The organism is Pseudomonas sp. YH-1 (genome assembly GCF_051990045.1).
GTDB classification, from domain to species: domain Bacteria; phylum Pseudomonadota; class Gammaproteobacteria; order Pseudomonadales; family Pseudomonadaceae; genus Pseudomonas; species Pseudomonas nicosulfuronedens.
In genome coordinates this window covers 5022850-5039142 of the sequence record NZ_CP178184.1, presented here as the reverse complement: position 1 = coordinate 5039142, position 16293 = coordinate 5022850, and the positions used below count along the sequence as shown (strand labels likewise).

Sequence of the window (16293 nt, the reverse complement as noted above, 5' to 3'; positions counted from 1 at the left end):
AAGGCCGACGCCTCGACTGCCGGTCAGAATCCGCCCGGCCAGTCTGCTACCATGCCGCGCCGGACTGCCTGCCGACGCGTGAGCGCACCGCACGGGGCACTGCCGGTTTCTTCCTTTCCCGCTCTGCTGCAAACAGGCCGCATCGATTGGAAAGCTCCCTTGCACGGCAAGGGTGAAACGCTTTCCGCCGGGTCGATGGGGGCCTTCTGGAATCCCGATGCACGATCCGATCAAACTCAAGGACCACCAGCAGGAGTCGACGCTGGTCAACCGTCGCCTGATCGCCTGCGGCGCGCTGGTGGCCCTGATGAGCGTGACCCTGGTGGCGAGGCTGTATTTCCTCCAGGTCACCGACTACGCGACCAACGCCACTGTTTCCGAGAACAACCGCATCCATGTCCTGCCGATCCCCCCGGAACGCGGGCTGATCTTCGACCGCAACGGCAAGGTGCTTGCCGAGAACCTGCCCAGCTTCAACCTCACCCTGACCCGCGAGCGCGCCGGCAATTCCCAGGTGGTGCTCGACCAGGTGACCGATATCCTTCACCTGAGCCCCGAGCAGCGCCTGCAGTGCGACAAGGCGCTGAAGAAGAGCCGCCATCCCTTCGAACCGGTGACCCTGCTGCACGACCTGAGCGAGGAGCAGATCGCCCTCATCGAGGTCAACCGCTACAAGCTGCCGGGCATCGATGTGGATGCCGAGTTCGTCCGCCACTACCCCTATGGCGAGCACTTCGCCCACTCGGTCGGCTTCGTCGGGCGGATCAACGAGCGCGAGGCGGCGCGCCTGGACAGCACCGAGTACCGGGGCACCGAGTACGTCGGCAAGACCGGTATCGAGCACTTCTACGAGCCGCAGCTGCATGGCCACGTCGGCTACGAGGAAGTCGAAACCAACGCCCAGGGCCGCGTCATGCGCGTGCTGAAGAAGGTGCCGCCGGTGGCCGGCGAGAACATCGTGCTCGGCCTGGACGTGGACCTGCAGGTCGCCGCCGAGAAGGCCCTGGGCGATCGCCGTGGCTCGGTGGTGGCGCTGGACCCGAACACCGGCCAGGTGCTGGCGATGGTCAGCAACCCGAGCTTCGACCCGAACCTGTTCGTCAACGGCATCAGCTCTGCGCAATATGCCGAGCTGCGCGATTCCATCGACCGGCCGCTGTTCAACCGGGCGCTGCGCGGACTCTATTCGCCGGGCTCGACCATCAAGCCGGTGGTGGCCATCGCCGGGCTGGATACCGGCACCATCACACCGGCCACGCGGGTCTTCGATCCGGGCTACTTCCAGCTGCCCAACTACGACCACAAGTACCGCAACTGGAACCACAGCGGCGACGGCTGGGTGGATCTGGGCACGGCCATCAAGCGCTCCAACGACACCTACTTCTACGACGTTGCGCACAAGCTCGGCATCGACCGCATGCACGACTACCTGACGCGCTTCGGGCTGGGTAGCAAGGTCTCCATCGACATGGCCGAGGAATCTCCCGGCCTGATGCCGTCCCGTGAGTGGAAACGCGCTACCCGCCGCCAGGCCTGGTTCCCCGGCGAGACGGTGATCCTTGGCATCGGCCAGGGCTACATGCAGGTGACGCCGCTGCAACTCGCCGAAGCGACCTCGCTGATTGCCAGCAAGGGTGCCTGGCACCGTCCGCGCCTGGCCGAGTCGGTAGGCGGCGAAGACGTTGTCGATGCCCATCCCATGCCCGACATCCACCTGAGCAACCCCCACGACTGGGACGCGGTGAACTACGGCATGCAGCTGGTGATGCACGACCCGGGCGGCGGCGCGCGAGCGGCGGGGCAGGGTGCGCAGTACCGCATCGCCGGCAAGAGCGGCACCGCGCAGATCGTCGCGATCCGCCAGGGCGAGCGCTACAACCGCCTGAAGACCCAGGAGCGGCACCGCGACAACGCGTTGTTCGTCGGTTTTGCTCCGGCCAGCGAACCGTCCATCGTGGTCTCGGTGACTATCGAGAACGGCGAGGCCGGCGGCCGCGTGGCCGGGCCGGTGGTGCGCGAGATCATGGATGCGTGGCTGCTCGACCAGGACGGCAAGCTCAAGCCGCAGTACGCCGTGCCGGCCGAGACGGCCTCAGGCAAGCACGCCTGAGGTCCTGCGGAGCCCGGCTAGGCCTGAGCTGCCGGCTCCGCCAATGCCGCCCGCACCAGAGCGTGCAGCTCGTCGCCGGGGTTCCGATCCTGCCAGTCCTTGAGCTCGCGGCGCATGGCCGGCGTCCAGAAGTTCTGCAGGTGCTGCCGAACGCCGTGAACCGCCAGCTTGTGGTCCGACTCGGTGGAGAAGTACTGGCCGATCTGGTTGGCCATCTTGATCAGGTTCTCGACGCTCATCGGCGCACCTCGGCTTGCGCGGCTTGGGCGTGGCGGCGGTCCTTGAGCAGGCGCCGTTGCTCGTCACTGAACGCCTGGTAACGCTTCTGCCATTCCGATGGCTGGAACACGCGCACCACTTCCACTGCCGTGACCTTGTATTCCGGGCAGTTGGTGGCCCAGTCGGAGTTGTCAGTGGTGATCACGTTGGCGCCCGATTCGGGGAAGTGGAAGGTCGTGTAGACCACCCCCGGTGCGACGCGCTCGCTGACCTTGGCGCGCAGCACCGTCTGCCCCGCGCGGCTGCCCACGCCGACCCAGTCGCCGTCGTTGATGCCTCGGCTCTCGGCATCGCTGGCGTGGATTTCCAGGCGGTCTTCCTCATGCCAGGCGACGTTGTCGGTGCGCCGAGTCTGGGCGCCGACGTTGTACTGGCTGAGGATGCGCCCGGTGGTGAGCAGCAGCGGGTAGCGGGCGTTGACCTTCTCTTCGGTGGGCACGTAGCCGGTGAGCATGAAGCGCCCCTTGCCGCGCACGAACTGCTCGATGTGCATGGTCGGGGTGCCGTCGGGTGCGGCGTCGTTGCACGGCCACTGCAGGCTGCCGTGGCGGTCCAGTTCGGCGTAGCTGACGCGGGTGAAGGTCGGCGTCAGGCGGGCGATCTCGTCCATGATCTGCGCCGGATGCGTGTAGTCCATCGGGTAGCCCAGGGCGTTGGCCAGGGCCACGGTGGCTTCCCAGTCGGCCTTGCCGCCCAGCGGTTCCATGACCTTGCGCACCCGCGAGATGCGCCGCTCGGCGTTGGTGAAGGTGCCGTCCTTTTCGAGGAAGGAGCTGCCCGGCAGGAACACGTGGGCGAACTTGGCGGTCTCGTTGAGGAAGATGTCCTGCACCACCACGCACTCCATGGCGGAGAGGGCGGCGGTGACGTGCTGGGTGTTGGGGTCGCTCTGCGCGATGTCCTCGCCCTGGCAGTACAGCGCCTTGAAGGTGCCGCCCAGCGCTGCTTCGAACATGTTGGGGATGCGCAGGCCGGGATCGGGCTGCAGGGTCACGCCCCAGGCCTGTTCGAACTGGCTGCGTACGGTCTGGTTGGAAATGTGCCGGTAGCCGGGCAGCTCGTGGGGGAAGGAGCCCATGTCGCAGGAGCCCTGCACGTTGTTCTGGCCGCGCAGCGGGTTCACCCCGACGCCTTCGCGGCCGACGTTGCCGGTGGCCATGGCGAGGTTGGCGATCCCCATCACCGCGGTGCTGCCCTGGCTGTGTTCGGTGACGCCCAGGCCGTAGTAGATCGCCGCGTTGCCGCCGGTGGCGTAAAGGCGGGCGGCGGCGCGGATCTCTTCGGCCGGCACGCCGCAGACCGGGCCTAGCATTTCCGGGGCGTTCTCCGGCAGGCTGACGAAATCGCGCCAGCGGATGAAGTCGCTGGCCTCGCAGCGCGCATCGACGAAGTCCTGCTTGACCAGCCCCTCGGTGACGATGACGTGGGCCAGGGCGTTGAGCATGGCGACGTTGGTGCCGGGGCGCAGTTGCAGGTGCAGCTCGGCGCGGGCGTGGGGCGAGTCGACCAGGTCGATGCGCCGCGGGTCGATGACGATCAGCTGCGCGCCCTGGCGCAGGCGACGCTTGAGCTGCGAGCCGAACACCGGGTGCGCGTCGGTGGGGTTGGCGCCCATCACCAGCACCACGTCGGAGTGCATCACCGAGTCGAAGCTCTGGGTGCCGGCAGACTCGCCCAGGGTCTGCTTCAGGCCGTAGCCGGTGGGCGAGTGGCAGACCCGCGCACAAGTATCGACGTTGTTGTTGCCGAACGCCGCGCGCACCAGTTTCTGTACCAGGTAGGTCTCTTCGTTGGTGCAGCGGCTGGAGGTGATGCCGCCGATGGAGTCGCGCCCGTACTTCGTCTGGATGCGCCGGAGTTCGCTGGCGGCGTAGGTGACCGCCTCGTCCCAGCTGACTTCCTGCCAGGGATCGCTGATGTGCTGGCGGATCATTGGCTTGGTGATGCGATCCGGGTGCGTGGCATAGCCCCAGGCGAAGCGGCCCTTGACGCAGGAGTGGCCGTGGTTGGCCTGGCCGTTCTTGTCCGGGACCATGCGCACCAGCTGGTTGCCCTTCATCTCGGCGCGGAAGGAACAACCCACTCCGCAGTAGGCGCAGGTGGTGATGACGGCGCGTTCGGGCTGGCCGATCTCGACCACGCTCTTTTCCATCAGCGTGGCGGTGGGGCAGGCCTGCACGCAGGCGCCGCAGGAGACGCACTCGGAGTCGAGGAAGTTCTCGCCGCCGGCCGCCGCCACGCGGGACTCGAAGCCGCGCCCCTCGATGGTCAGGGCGAAGGTGCCTTGGGTTTCCTCGCAGGCGCGTACGCAGCGGTTGCAGACGATGCACTTGCTCGGGTCATAGTCGAAGTAGGGGTTGGAGACGTCCTTGGCGTCCTCCAGGTGATTGGCGCCGTCGTAGCCGTAGCGCACCTCGCGCAGGCCGACCTGACCGGCCACGGTCTGCAACTCGCAGTTGCCGTTGGCCGAGCAGGTCAGGCAGTCCAGCGGGTGGTCGGAGATGTACAGTTCCATCACGTTGCGGCGCAGGTTCGCCAGCTTGGGCGTCTGCGTGCGTACCACCATGCCTTCGCTGACCGGCGTGGTGCAGGAGGCCGGGTAGCCGCGCATGCCGTCGATCTCTACCAGGCACATGCGGCACGAGCCGAAGGCTTCCAGGCTGTCGGTGGCGCAGAGTTTCGGAATGCTGGTGCCCAACAGGGCTGCAGCGCGCATCACCGAGGTGCCGGCGGGCACGCTGATTTCGCGCCCGTCGATGTTCAGGCTGACCTGCACGGCGCTGTCGCGGGCGGGTGTGCCGAGGTCGATATCACTCGTGCTGGACTTTGCGGGATCGAAGAAATTGATCACGAGTCGGCCTCCGAAGTCGCCAGACCGAAGTCGGCGGGGAAGTGCTTGAGGGCACTGGCCACGGGGAAGGCGGTCATTCCGCCGAGGGCGCAGAGCGAGCCGTATTGCAGGGTGTCGCAGAGGTCGCCGAGCAATTGCGCCTGCTGCTGGCGGGCGCTGATATCGGTGGTGGCGATCAGCCGATCCACCACCTCCACGCCACGGGTCGAGCCGATGCGGCAGGGCGTGCACTTGCCGCAGGATTCCTCGGCGCAGAACTGCAGGGCGAAGCGTGCCATGCGCGCCATGTCCAGGCTGTCGTCGGCGACCACCACGCCGCCGTGACCGAGCATGGCGCCGACGGCAGCGAAAGCCTCGTAATCCAGCGGGGTGTCGAACTGCGACGGTGGTACCCAGGCACCCAAAGGACCGCCCACCTGCGCGGCCTTCAGCGGGCGGCCACTGGCGGTGCCACCGCCGTAGCCTTCCACCAGCTCGCGCAGGGTCAGGCCGAAGGCGCGTTCCACCAGCCCGCCGTGGCGGACATTGCCGGCCAGCTGGAAGGGCATGGTGCCCAGCGAACGGCCCATGCCGAAGTCGCGGTAGAACGGCGCGCCTCTGGCCAGGATGATCGGTACCGAGGCCAGGGTGAGCACGTTGTGCACCAGCGTCGGCAGGCCGAACAAGCCTTGCAGCGCGGGCAACGGCGGCTTGGCACGGACCACGCCGCGCTTGCCTTCCAGTGAATCCAGCAGGGCGGTTTCCTCGCCGCAGATATAGGCGCCGGCGCCAACCCGCACTTCCAGCTCGAAGGCGCGGCCGCTGCCGCAGACGTCTTCACCGAGGTAGCCGGCGTCACGGGCGAGCTTCAGCGCCTGGTTGAGGGTGGCAATGGCGTCCGGGTATTCCGAGCGCACATACACGTAGCCCATGGTCGCGCCGACGGCGAGGCCGGCGATGGCCATGCCCTCGATCAGCAGGAAGGGGTCGCCCTCCATCAGCATGCGGTCGGCGAAGGTGCCGGAATCGCCTTCGTCGGCGTTGCACACCACATACTTCTGCGGGCCTGCAGCATCATGCACGGTGCGCCACTTGATGCCGGCGGGAAAGGCCGCGCCGCCACGGCCGCGCAGGCCGGAGTCGAGCACCGCGGCGACGACGTCGGCGCCATCCAGACCGATGGCGCGGGCCAGCCCTTCGAAGCCGCCGTGGGCGCGGTAGTCGTCCAGCGACAGTGGCCGGGTGATGCCGGCACGGGAGAAGAGCAGGCGCTGCTGGCTCTTCAGGTAGGGCAGTTCTTCCACCCGCCCAAGGGCCAGAGGATGGTTGGTCGCGTCGCCGGACAGGGCATCGAGCAGGGCGGGCACGTCTTCCGCCGTCAGCGGACCGAAGCCCAGCCGGCCGGCGTCGCTGTCCAGCTCCAGCAGTGGTTCCAGCCAGTAAAGGCCACGCGAGCTGGTGCGCTGGATGTCCAGCGGCAACTGGCGGCGCTCGGCTTCGGCGACCAGGGCGTCGGTCACCTCGTCGGCGCCCACCGCACGGGCCACCGAATCGCAGGGGATGAACAGCTTCAGCATTTGGCGTCCTCCCGGCAGCCGTTCACCAGCTTGCGCAGGCGCTCGGGGGTGAGGCGCGCATGCACCCGGCCGTCCAGTTCCAGCGCTGGCGAGCAGGCGCAGGCGCCCAGGCAGTAGACCGGGCGCAGGGCAATGCGGCCGTCGGCGCTGGTGCCGTGGTCGTCCAGTTCGAGCTGTTCGCGCAACTGTGCAGCCAGGCCTTCGGCGCCCCGGCTCTGGCAGGACTCGGCCCGGCACAGGCGCAGCGTGTGACGGGCCGGAGGTGAGGTGCGGAAGTCGTGGTAGAAGCTGATCACCCCACGCACCTCGGCGACGCTGAGGTTCAGGGCGTGGGCAATCTCGGGGAGGGCATCGTCGGGGATGTAGCCGACGCAGTCCTGGATGGCGTGGAGCACCGGCAGCAGGGCGCCGGGCGTGGCCTTGAGACGTTCCAGCACATCGTGGATCAGGGGCAGGTGAAGCGAATCATCAGGCATACAGCGCACCTCGATATCACGGATGCCTGCCATGGGCGGCGATCCGGAATCCTTCGGCTGCGGCGTACCGGCCACGTCACGGTCTGCGTGGCTTTTCGGGGCGCCATTCTTATTATCCGGCCAGGCATCTGGGCGCGCCTGGTCCTCGACAGTATGGAAGCTTGCCATCCCTTGTGTTCAAGGATTGCACCGCAGCGACCCTGCGCATCCTGAAACCGACAGAGGGGCAAAGCTGCCACGCTGTCCGCTCAGAACCCCCTTGGTGGCCGGTAATGCCCTCGGGCACCGCTGGCCCCTGGCTTAACCTGCCGGCTACCCATGACAACAAGAATCCGTGCCGTCGCGCACGGGGAGAAAAGGGGGTTCCATGTACAAACCCGCAACACCCTGGCTCGCTTTTGCCTTGCTGGCCTTGTCCGCTCTGCTCGGCGGTTGTGGTGACGATGCCGCGCCGACAACCACCCACAACACCGCCGCCCTGGCGCCTGCTGATCCTGCCCTGGCGAAGGTCTATGACAGCAGCTGCAAGCTCTGCCACGCCAACCCGGCCTCCGGAGCACCGCAGACCGGTGACGCGAAAGCCTGGCAGCCGCGTGTCGCCCAGGGCGCCGACAGCCTGTTGGACCACAGCATCAACGGCTTCAAGGGCATGCCACCGATGGGCATGTGCATGCAGTGTTCCGAGGAGCAGTTCCTCGCGCTGATCTCCTTCATGTCCGGCCAGACGATCCAGTAAGCGCGGGGTTCCTTCGATGCCTATTCAACTTACCCGGCGCCAGCTCCTGCAAAACGCCGGTATTGCCGGCGCTTTCGCCGCGCTGTCGACCAGCCCGTTGGCAGCCGAACTGGCCCGTGCGCCACGGCTGATCCCCTGGCGCAACTGGTCCGGCGGGCAGAGTTGCCTGCCAGCGGCGCGGCTGGCCCCGCAGAGTCTCGACGAACTGGTCCAGGTCATCCGCCAGGCCGAGGGCAACGTGCGTCCGGTCGGCTCGGCGCATTCCTTCAGCGCTCTGGTGCCCACGGATGGCACGCTGGTCTCGCTGGCTTACTTCAACGGTCTGCTCGGCCACGATGCCGCCACGCTGCAGGCGGAGTTCGCTGCCGGTACGCCCATGTCGCTCATGGGGCCGGCGCTGAAGGAGATCGGCCAAGCGCTGCCGAACATGTCGGACATCGACTACCAGACCCTGGCCGGGGCGATCTCCACCTCGACCCACGGCACCGGCGTCCGCTTCGGTTCCTATTCCACCCGCGTGACCGGCCTGCAACTGGTGACCGCCAGTGGCGAGGTGCTGGATTGCGATGCCCAGCGGCACCCCGAGGTGTTCAACGCCGCGCGGGTGTCCCTCGGCGCCTTCGGGGTCGCTACCCGAGTGCGCTTGCAGAACCGCGCGGCCTTTCGCCTGCGCGAACGACAGTGGATCGCCAGCACCGAGGAACTGCTGGAGGACGTGGAGAAGAACACCCGCGAGAACCAGCACTGGGAGATGCAGGTGCTGACCCACTCCGACTACGCGCTGTCCATCGCCCTGAACGAGACCGAGGACCCGGCCACGCCGCCGCTGGACCCGGCCGAGGAGGGCGGCAACGGCTATGTCAGCATCATCGAGAACCTCGACAAGTACGGCAGCGACTTCCCCGCCGCGCGGCGCTTCCTGCTCAACAGCCTGCGCCATGTCGCCAGCTTCGACGACCGGGTCGGCGACTCCTACGACATCTTCGCCAACGTGCGCAATGTGCGCTTCAACGAGATGGAGTACTCCGTGCCCGCCGAACACGGCCCGGCCTGCCTGCGCGAGATACTCAAGCTGATCAACGACAAGGACCTGCGCACCTGGTTCCCCATCGAATACCGCTACGTGAAAGCCGACGACATTCCCCTGAGCATGTTCGAGGGGCGCGACAGCTGCTCCATCTCCGTGCACCAGCACTACAGCATGGACCACCACAACTTCTTCGCCGCCGTCGAACCGATCTTCTGGAAGTACGCCGGCCGGCCGCACTGGGGCAAGCTGCACACGCTGAACGCGCGCACGCTGCAACCGCTGTATCCGCGCTGGAAGGAGTTCACCGAGGTGCGCCGCGAGCTGGACCCGCAGGGCAAGTTCCTCAATGCCCACCTGTCATCGATCCTGGGCGTGGCCTGACAAGGAAGAACAACCCATGAAACGACGCAATTTCCTCGTCGGCGCGGCAGGCGCGGGCGTCCTGCTCGCCGGTGCCGGCGCCTGGCTGCGACCGGGCGACCACGGCGCCCCGTACGACGACTACTTCAGCCGGCTGAACCGCGAGCTGCGCGAACACGGGCCGATGCGCCCGGTGATGCTGATCGACCTGGACCGGCTGGACCACAACGTCGATGTGGTGATGCAATCGGTAGCCCGCACCGGCAAACACCTGCGCGTGGTGGAGAAGTCCCTGCCATCGCCGCAATTGCTCGACTACATCGCCCAGCGTGCCGGCACCCGGCGGATGATGTCGTTCCACCAGCCCTTCCTCAATCACGATGCAGAACGCTTCCCCGATTCGGACCTGCTGCTGGGCAAGCCGCTGCCGGTGGGGTCGGCGCAGCAGTTCTACGAGAACCTTCGCGGTTCGTTCGACCCGACGACCCAGCTGCAATGGCTGCTCGACACCCCCGAGCGCCTGCAGCAGTACCTGGCGCTGGCGCAAGGGCGCAACACCCGGTTGCGGATCAATATCGAGCTGGACGTGGGACTTCACCGGGGTGGCGTGGCCGACCACGACACCCTGGACCGGATGCTCACGATCATCGGCGCCAACCCGCAGCACCTGGAGTTCGCCGGCTTCATGGGCTACGACCCCTTCGTCGGCATGGGCGTGCCGGAAGTCCTCGGTTCCTCGGAGGAGCTTTTCGCCAAGGTCATGCAGCTTTACGACGGCTTCGTCGATTACGCGCGCACCCGCCATGCGCCGCTGTGGAAGCCGGGGCTGACGCTCAATACCGCCGGTAGTCCGAGTTACCGGATGCATGAGAACGAGCGCACCAGCACCGAGGTGTCGGTGGGCTCGGCGCTGGTCAAGCCGACGCACTATGACCTGCCATCCCTGGTGGACCACCAGCCGGCTGCCTTCATCGCCACGCCGGTGATCAAGAGCACCGGCCCGGTGCGGATTCCGGCGCTGGACGGCAAATCGCAGCTGTTCTCCTGGTGGGACCCCAACCAGCGCGAGACCTTCTTCGTCTATGGCGGCAACTGGATGGCCGAGCCCGAGTCGCCCAGGGGACTGCAGTTCAACGGCCTGTACGGACGCAGCTCCAACCAGGAGATGGTCAACGGCTCCAGCGCCGTAGGCCTGAAGGTGGATGACCAGATGTTCCTGCGCCCGACCCAGTCCGAGTCGATCCTGCTGCAATTCGGCGACCTGCTGGCGGTGCGCGGAGGACGCATCGTCGAGCACTGGCCTGTCTACAGCTGAGCTCCGGTTCGGCTCGATGAACAACCCCAGGCTGCCGGCCTGGGGTTTTTTCTGTCCACGAAACGCTCGTGGCCCGAAGGACCGGGCCTGACGGACGCCCTGTAATATTCTGTTACGCTCGTACCAGAAACGCCCGTGACCACGTTATGATGGCCTCGCCGCGCACCGGCCCATGACAAGAACTTCAGGCGTCCCGGTTCGAGAACAGTCCCATGCCCAGCTCCCCCGTCGATGCCCAGCTCGATCTGGCCCAGGTTTCGCCCTTCCTGCTGCAGACCCTTGCCGAGGTCGCCAGCAGCAAGGGCGTGAGCGGTGAGCGGCTGTGCCTCGGGCTCGGCTTCAACGTCGAGGAACTGCAGGACCCGGCGCGGCGCATCTCCTACCGCCAGGCCGTGAGTATGATCCAGCGCGCGCTGGAGGCGTTGCCCGAGCGCGGCCTGGGCCTCTGGGTGGGCGACCATAATGTACTCGGCACCCTCGGCTTGCTCGGCCACGTGCTGTCGCTGTGCAGGACCCTGCGCGATGCCTTCGAGGTGGGCCGGCGCTTCCAGCACACCACGGGCGGCATGACGCTGTGCAACCTGCTGGAAGGGCCCGAGGAAAGCGCCATTGAAGTCGAGTGCCGACTGCCTTACGCCGACGTGCAGATCTTTGCCGTGGAGGAGTTCTTTGCCAGTGTGCTGGTGTACAACCGCGCGCTGATCGGCAACGCCTTCCAGCCCCTGCGGTTCGAGTTTACCCATGCCGCGCCGAGCTACGAGGCGGAGTATCAACGCCTGCTCGGCCCGAACCTGGCATTTGGTTGCGCACGTAACCGCATGCTCATCGCCAGTCACTGGCTGGACCTGCAACTGCCCAGCCACCAGCCCGTCGCCCTGCGCCAGGCGCTTGACCTCCTGGAGACGGTCGGCGCACCACAGCAACAGAAAACCGGGCTGCTGGAAAGTGTGGAACGCGCCATCCTTCGCGACCTGCCCGAGGGTTGCCAGATCGACAAGATCGCTGCCGACCTCAACATGAGCAGCCGCACCCTGCGCCGGCGCCTGGGCGAGCAGCAGATGACCTTCGAGGCGCTACAGGAAAAGGTCCGCCGCGCACGTGCCATGAGCCTGCTGAGCAACCCTCGAATGCCCATCGAACGTATCGCCGAAGCGCTCGGCTACAGCGACGTGCGCGGCTTCCGCCGGGCCTTCAAGCGCTGGACCGGACAGAGCCCGTCCGCCTGTCGCGAAGAGACGGTGCCGGCGCACTGAGACGACTCCCGGCGTATACATTGACACGGCACAAGGGCGTTGCCGACCCGCGCGGTTAAGGTCGTACTGCCCAACCAACGAGGAGCACAGCATGTACGAGCACGTACTGGCCGCCGTCGACGGCAGCCCCGTTTCCCTCCGAGCCCTGGCCGAAGGTGCACGATTGGTCCGCCTGAGTGGCGGTGAATTGCACGTCATCACCATCGTCGACCGTCCGCTGGGGCACCTGCCTTACTACGCCAAGTACTATGACGCCGAGGCGCTGCACGCCGCCGCGCTCAAGGCCGCTGACGACATCCTGAGCAAGGCGCGGGAGGTGGTCGAGGAGTACGCCGTGCCCGCCACGTACCAGCGGATCACGATGGAGACCACCGGCGAGGAAGTGGCCGACCGTATCGAGGCCGAGGCCGATGCCGTCAAGGCCGACGCCATCGTCATGGGCACCCACAGTCGCCGTGGCGTGCACCGCCTGATGCTGGGCAGCGTGGCCGAAGGCGTCCTGCAGTCGAGCAAGCGTCCGGTGCTGCTGGTACGCGACCAGTAGACACGCCTGCGGCCATGGCGCCGGCCTGATTTGTCTAGCGACGTTCAGGCCGACGCAGCCCGAGGTGTTCGCGCAGCGTGCTGCCACGGTATTCACGACGGTACAGGCCGCGCTTCTGCAACTCCGGCACCACCAGTTCGACGAAACTGTCCAGGCCGTGGGGCAGCAACGGCGGCATGATGTTGAAACCATCGGCGGCGCCGGCGCTGAACCAGGCTTCCAGGTGGTCGGCAATCTGCCTGGGGTCGCCCACCAGCGTGCAGTGCCCGCGCGCGCCGGAAGCCCGCAGGTAGAGCTGGCGCAACGTCAGGTTTTCACGCCGGGCCAATTCGACGAACAACGCCTGGCGGCTCTTCATGGCATTGCTGGGCGGCAGCTCCGGCAAGGGGCCATCCAGCGGGAACTGCGAGAGATCGAGGCCGCCGGCCATGCCCGAGAGCAGGGCAAGGCCCAGTTGCGGTTCGATCAGGCCTTGCAGCTCGGCCTGCAGGTCCTCGGCTTCACTCTGGGTGCGCCCGATGACCGGGGAAATGCCCGGCATGATCTTCAGTTCGTCCGCCTCCCGGCCGTGGGCGGCCAGTCGGCCCTTGAGGTCGGTATAGAACGCACGGGCGTCCTCCAGGGTCTGCTGCGCAGTGAACACGACCTCGGCCGTACGCGCGGCCAGCGCCTTGCCCGGCTCCGACGATCCCGCTTGCACCAGCACCGGATGACCCTGTGGCGAGCGAGGCTGGTTCAACGGGCCGCGCACCCGGTAGTAGTCACCATGGTGGGCGAGGGTGCGCAGTTTCTCCGGGGCGAAGTAGCGGCCGCCGGGCTTGTCACGCAGGAAGGCATCGTCGGCGAAGCTGTCCCACAGGCCACGGGCCACATCGATGAACTCCTCGGCGCGGGCATAGCGGTCGGCGTGCTCGAAGTGCTGCTCCAGGCCGAAGTTCTGCGCTTCCTGGTCGGTCGCCGAGGTCACCAGGTTCCAGCCGGCACGGCCACCGGACAGGTGGTCGAGGGTAGCGAAGCGGCGAGCCAGCAGGTAGGGGTCGTTGAAGCTGGTTGACACCGTGGAGATCAGGCCGATGCGCTCGGTGACCGAGGCCAGTGAGGCGAGCAGCAGCAAAGGGTCGAACACTTCGCCGTGGGTGGTCTGTGCGGCGAGTTCGTTGCTGCCGAGCAGGGCGAGGTTGTCGGCGAAGAAGATCGCGTCGAACAGGCCGCGCTCGGCAGTCTGCGCCAGCCGGCGGAAGTGGCCGAGGTCCAGGGCGCCCGGCGGCGATAGGGGGTGGCGCCAGGCGGCCAGGTGGTGACCGCTGCCCATCAGGAAGGCGCCGAGGCTGATCTGTGTCTGGCTCATGTGTACCTCAGAAATCGTAGCGCAGGGTCACGCCGGTGACCCGTGGCTGACCGGGATAGCCCACGTACAGGCCGTTGGAGGAGGCGATGACCGCCTGGTAGTACTCCTTGTCGAAGGCGTTCTTCACCCACAGCGAGGCATCCAGCAGACCGTCGCCGACCTCGTGGCGCAGGCCCACGGAGAAATTGGCCAGGCCGTATCCGGGAATCTTCGACAGATTGGAGTTGTCCAGCGTGCCCTCGGCTTCGGAGCGGTAGGCATAGCTGGCGGTGACGTAGGGCTCGAAGCGGTTGTCCAGCTGCCACTTGTATTCGCCGTTGAGGTTGGCGATCCAGCGCGAGGCGCCCATTACCCGCTCGCCCGAGAGGTCGCAGGTGGCCGGTGCATTGGGCTGGCTGCTGACCTCGGCTGGGCAGGGGGCGTCCTTGAACGACAGGTAGGTGACGTCGTTGAACGAGCCGTTGAAGTTCAGTGTCAGGCCGCGCAACGGCAGGGCCGTGGCTTCGAACTCGAGGCCGCGCGAGCGCAGGTCGCCGGCATTGGCCAGCACCTGGTAGCCGGTCAGCGAACCCGAGGGCTGGTAGTAGGTGGTGGCCTGGTAGCCGGTGATTCCGGTCCAGAACAGGTTGGCGTTGAGCTGCAGGCGGCGGTCGAAGAGGGTGCTCTTGATCCCCAGTTCGGCATCATTGGCTCGTTCCGGGCCGACCAGCAGGGAGTCGGCGCCGGCGCTCGGCGCGCTGCCCACGGTAAGGTTTACCCCGCCGGATTTCTCGCCGTGGGACAGCGAGGCGTAGCCAAGCAGGTTGTCGTCAAACCGGTAGCTCAGGCTCAGCAGCGCCGAGGGTGCGGCGTTGTGCAGGCTGAGGTCGCCGGAGTCGTAGGCGCCGGCCTGGCTGGCGCGGATCGCCGCCGGCAGGCCGCTGACCGGAGCGCCGCCCACGGGGGACGAGCGCTCGACCTGGGCCTTCTTCTCCTCGTAGGTGCCGCGCAGGCCGAGGGTGAAGTCGAGCTTGTCGGTCAGGTGCCAGGTGCCCTGGGAGAACAGGGCGAAACTGTCGGTGTCGATCCAGCCCTTGCTGGTACTGCTGACGTTGTTCAGCGCATTGAGGTTCGCACCGATCAGGTTGAGGTCGGCCAATGGACCGAGGTTGACGAAGTAGCGGTTGTTCAGGCTCTGGCGGAAGGCGTAGGCGCCCACCACGTAGTCGAAGGCGCCGCCGGTGGGCGAGGCCAGGCGGATTTCCTGGGAGAACTGGCGGTCGTGGATTTCGTAGCCCAGGTCGCGGATGACCGGGACGTCCAGCTCGTCCGAATCGTTGGCCGGGTTGAAGTGCCAGTAGCGGTAGGCGCTGATTGAGGTCAGCTTGTAGCCTCCATTGAGGTTCCAGTTGGCTTCCACCGAACTGGCGTTCTGGTGGACGCTGACATTCTGCCGGCCATCGATGTTGGACTTGCCTTGCACCGGGTGCGCGCCGACCAGCGCGGCGCGGCGCCAGAACAGGTCGGAGCCGCCGTAGATCACGCCGCTGCCCTGGCTGGAGTTCTCGCTGTTGTATTCGTTGATCCAGCGCAGGTTGAAGTCGTCGTTGGGCTGGAACAGCAACTGGCCGCGGGCGCCCTCGCGCTCGCCGCCCAGCAGGGTGCGACCGTCGGCCAGGTTGTTCAGATAGCCGTCGTCACGGGTGCGGTAGAGCGACAGGCGCCCGGCGAGGGTCTCGGTGAGCGGGCCGGAGAAGCTGCCCTTGCCCTGAAAGTAGCCATTCTCGCCGCCGGAGGCCTCGACGCTGCTCTCGGGGATGAAGGTCGGCTTGCGCGTGGTGATGTTCAGCACGCCAGCGGTGGTGTTCTTGCCGAACAGGGTGCCCTGCGGGCCTCGCAGCAGGTCCAGTTGCTCGATGTCCATCAGGTCGAACACCGCCATGCCGGGCCGACCGAGGTAGACGTTGTCCAGGTAGATGCCGGCGGAACCTTCCAGGCCGTCGCTGGCCGGGTTGTTGCCGATGCCGCGTACCGCCAGGCTCGACTGGCGGGCGTGGATGTAGGCGACGTTGACGCTGGGCAGCGCCTGCTGCAAATCCTGGATCTTGTAGATGCGCTGCTTGTCGAGGGTGTCGCCGCTCAGGGTGGTGATCGGCGTCGGCACGTCCTGGGCGTTCTCTTCGCGGCGGCGGGCGGTCACGGTGACCGTCTGCAGAGCGTCGACGGTGGGTTGGCCATCACTGGTGGTGTCCGGCTCGTCGCCAAAGGCGTTGCCGGTGGCCAGCAGCAGCGCCAGGGTCAGCGGGTGCAGCGCCAGGCCGGAACGACGGGCGCGCGGAATGAGTCTATGCATGGCTTGTCCTTGCAGCAGGGCCGTGGCACGCACGGCTTGAAGTCGGCGGAGCGGGGGCTGGTCACCCCTCTGGATGCCGATGCTAGGCAAGCTCGATGGAGGC

12 protein-coding genes are annotated in these 16293 nt (G+C 66.9%); 6 read left to right on the top strand and 6 right to left on the bottom strand.

Annotated features, from left to right (window positions below; genetic code table 11):
- The first annotated feature begins 217 nt into the window (after nucleotides 1–217).
- A complete protein-coding gene (mrdA, locus tag ACKI1H_RS22920; RefSeq protein ID WP_440466453.1) occupies nucleotides 218–2110 on the top strand; it encodes a penicillin-binding protein 2 in 1893 nt (630 codons plus the stop codon).
- 17 nt (nucleotides 2111–2127) lie between these two features.
- Here the strand turns inward: mrdA and ACKI1H_RS22915 are convergent, their stop codons facing one another.
- From ACKI1H_RS22915 to ACKI1H_RS22900, 4 genes are read right to left on the bottom strand one after another with little or no spacing between them, the layout of a single operon-like run.
- A complete protein-coding gene (locus ACKI1H_RS22915; RefSeq protein ID WP_440466452.1) occupies nucleotides 2128–2349 on the bottom strand; it encodes a formate dehydrogenase subunit delta in 222 nt (73 codons plus the stop codon).
- Nucleotides 2346–5240: a formate dehydrogenase subunit alpha gene (gene fdhF, locus ACKI1H_RS22910; protein ID WP_440466451.1), complete on the bottom strand. Its 2895-nt coding sequence runs from the start codon at nucleotides 5238–5240 to the stop codon at nucleotides 2346–2348. Before fdhF ends, ACKI1H_RS22915 begins: the two co-directional genes overlap by 4 nt.
- Nucleotides 5237–6796 (bottom strand): formate dehydrogenase beta subunit, encoded by a 1560-nt coding sequence (locus ACKI1H_RS22905; protein ID WP_440466450.1) that lies wholly within the window; start codon nucleotides 6794–6796, stop codon nucleotides 5237–5239. The genes fdhF and ACKI1H_RS22905 overlap by 4 nt, the downstream gene beginning before the upstream one ends.
- Nucleotides 6790–7272 (bottom strand): formate dehydrogenase subunit gamma, encoded by a 483-nt coding sequence (locus tag ACKI1H_RS22900; RefSeq protein ID WP_440466449.1) that lies wholly within the window; start codon nucleotides 7270–7272, stop codon nucleotides 6790–6792. Before ACKI1H_RS22900 ends, ACKI1H_RS22905 begins: the two co-directional genes overlap by 7 nt.
- 367 nt (nucleotides 7273–7639) lie before the next feature.
- On the opposite strand from ACKI1H_RS22900, the gene ACKI1H_RS22895 reads away from it, so the two are divergent.
- From ACKI1H_RS22895 to ACKI1H_RS22875, 5 genes are all read left to right on the top strand, one after another.
- A complete protein-coding gene (locus tag ACKI1H_RS22895; protein WP_440466448.1) occupies nucleotides 7640–8008 on the top strand; it encodes a c-type cytochrome in 369 nt (122 codons plus the stop codon).
- 16 nt (nucleotides 8009–8024) lie between these two features.
- On the top strand, nucleotides 8025–9419 hold the full coding sequence (locus ACKI1H_RS22890) for a D-arabinono-1,4-lactone oxidase (protein ID WP_440466447.1): 1395 nt from the start codon (nucleotides 8025–8027) through the stop codon (nucleotides 9417–9419).
- A gap of 85 nt (nucleotides 9420–9504) precedes the next feature.
- A complete protein-coding gene (locus tag ACKI1H_RS22885) occupies nucleotides 9505–10713 on the top strand; it encodes a DSD1 family PLP-dependent enzyme (RefSeq protein WP_440468901.1) in 1209 nt (402 codons plus the stop codon).
- Nucleotides 10714–10925: 212 nt separating this feature from the next.
- Entirely contained in the window at nucleotides 10926–11966 is a 1041-nt protein-coding gene (locus ACKI1H_RS22880) for an AraC family transcriptional regulator (protein ID WP_440466446.1), read from the top strand.
- A 91-nt stretch (nucleotides 11967–12057) separates the two neighbouring features.
- Complete coding sequence (locus ACKI1H_RS22875; RefSeq protein ID WP_440466445.1) at nucleotides 12058–12510, top strand: universal stress protein; 453 nt, start codon at nucleotides 12058–12060, stop codon at nucleotides 12508–12510.
- Nucleotides 12511–12544: 34 nt separating this feature from the next.
- Here the strand turns inward: ACKI1H_RS22875 and ACKI1H_RS22870 are convergent, their stop codons facing one another.
- Both ACKI1H_RS22870 and ACKI1H_RS22865 read right to left on the bottom strand, forming a co-directional pair.
- Nucleotides 12545–13858 carry an LLM class flavin-dependent oxidoreductase gene (locus ACKI1H_RS22870; RefSeq protein WP_440466444.1) on the bottom strand — a complete coding sequence of 438 codons (1314 nt, stop codon included), beginning with the start codon at nucleotides 13856–13858 and terminating at the stop codon, nucleotides 12545–12547.
- Between the two features lie 7 nt (nucleotides 13859–13865).
- Nucleotides 13866–16190 (bottom strand): TonB-dependent receptor, encoded by a 2325-nt coding sequence (locus tag ACKI1H_RS22865; RefSeq protein WP_440466443.1) that lies wholly within the window; start codon nucleotides 16188–16190, stop codon nucleotides 13866–13868.
- Between the last annotated feature and the right edge of the window lie 103 nt (nucleotides 16191–16293).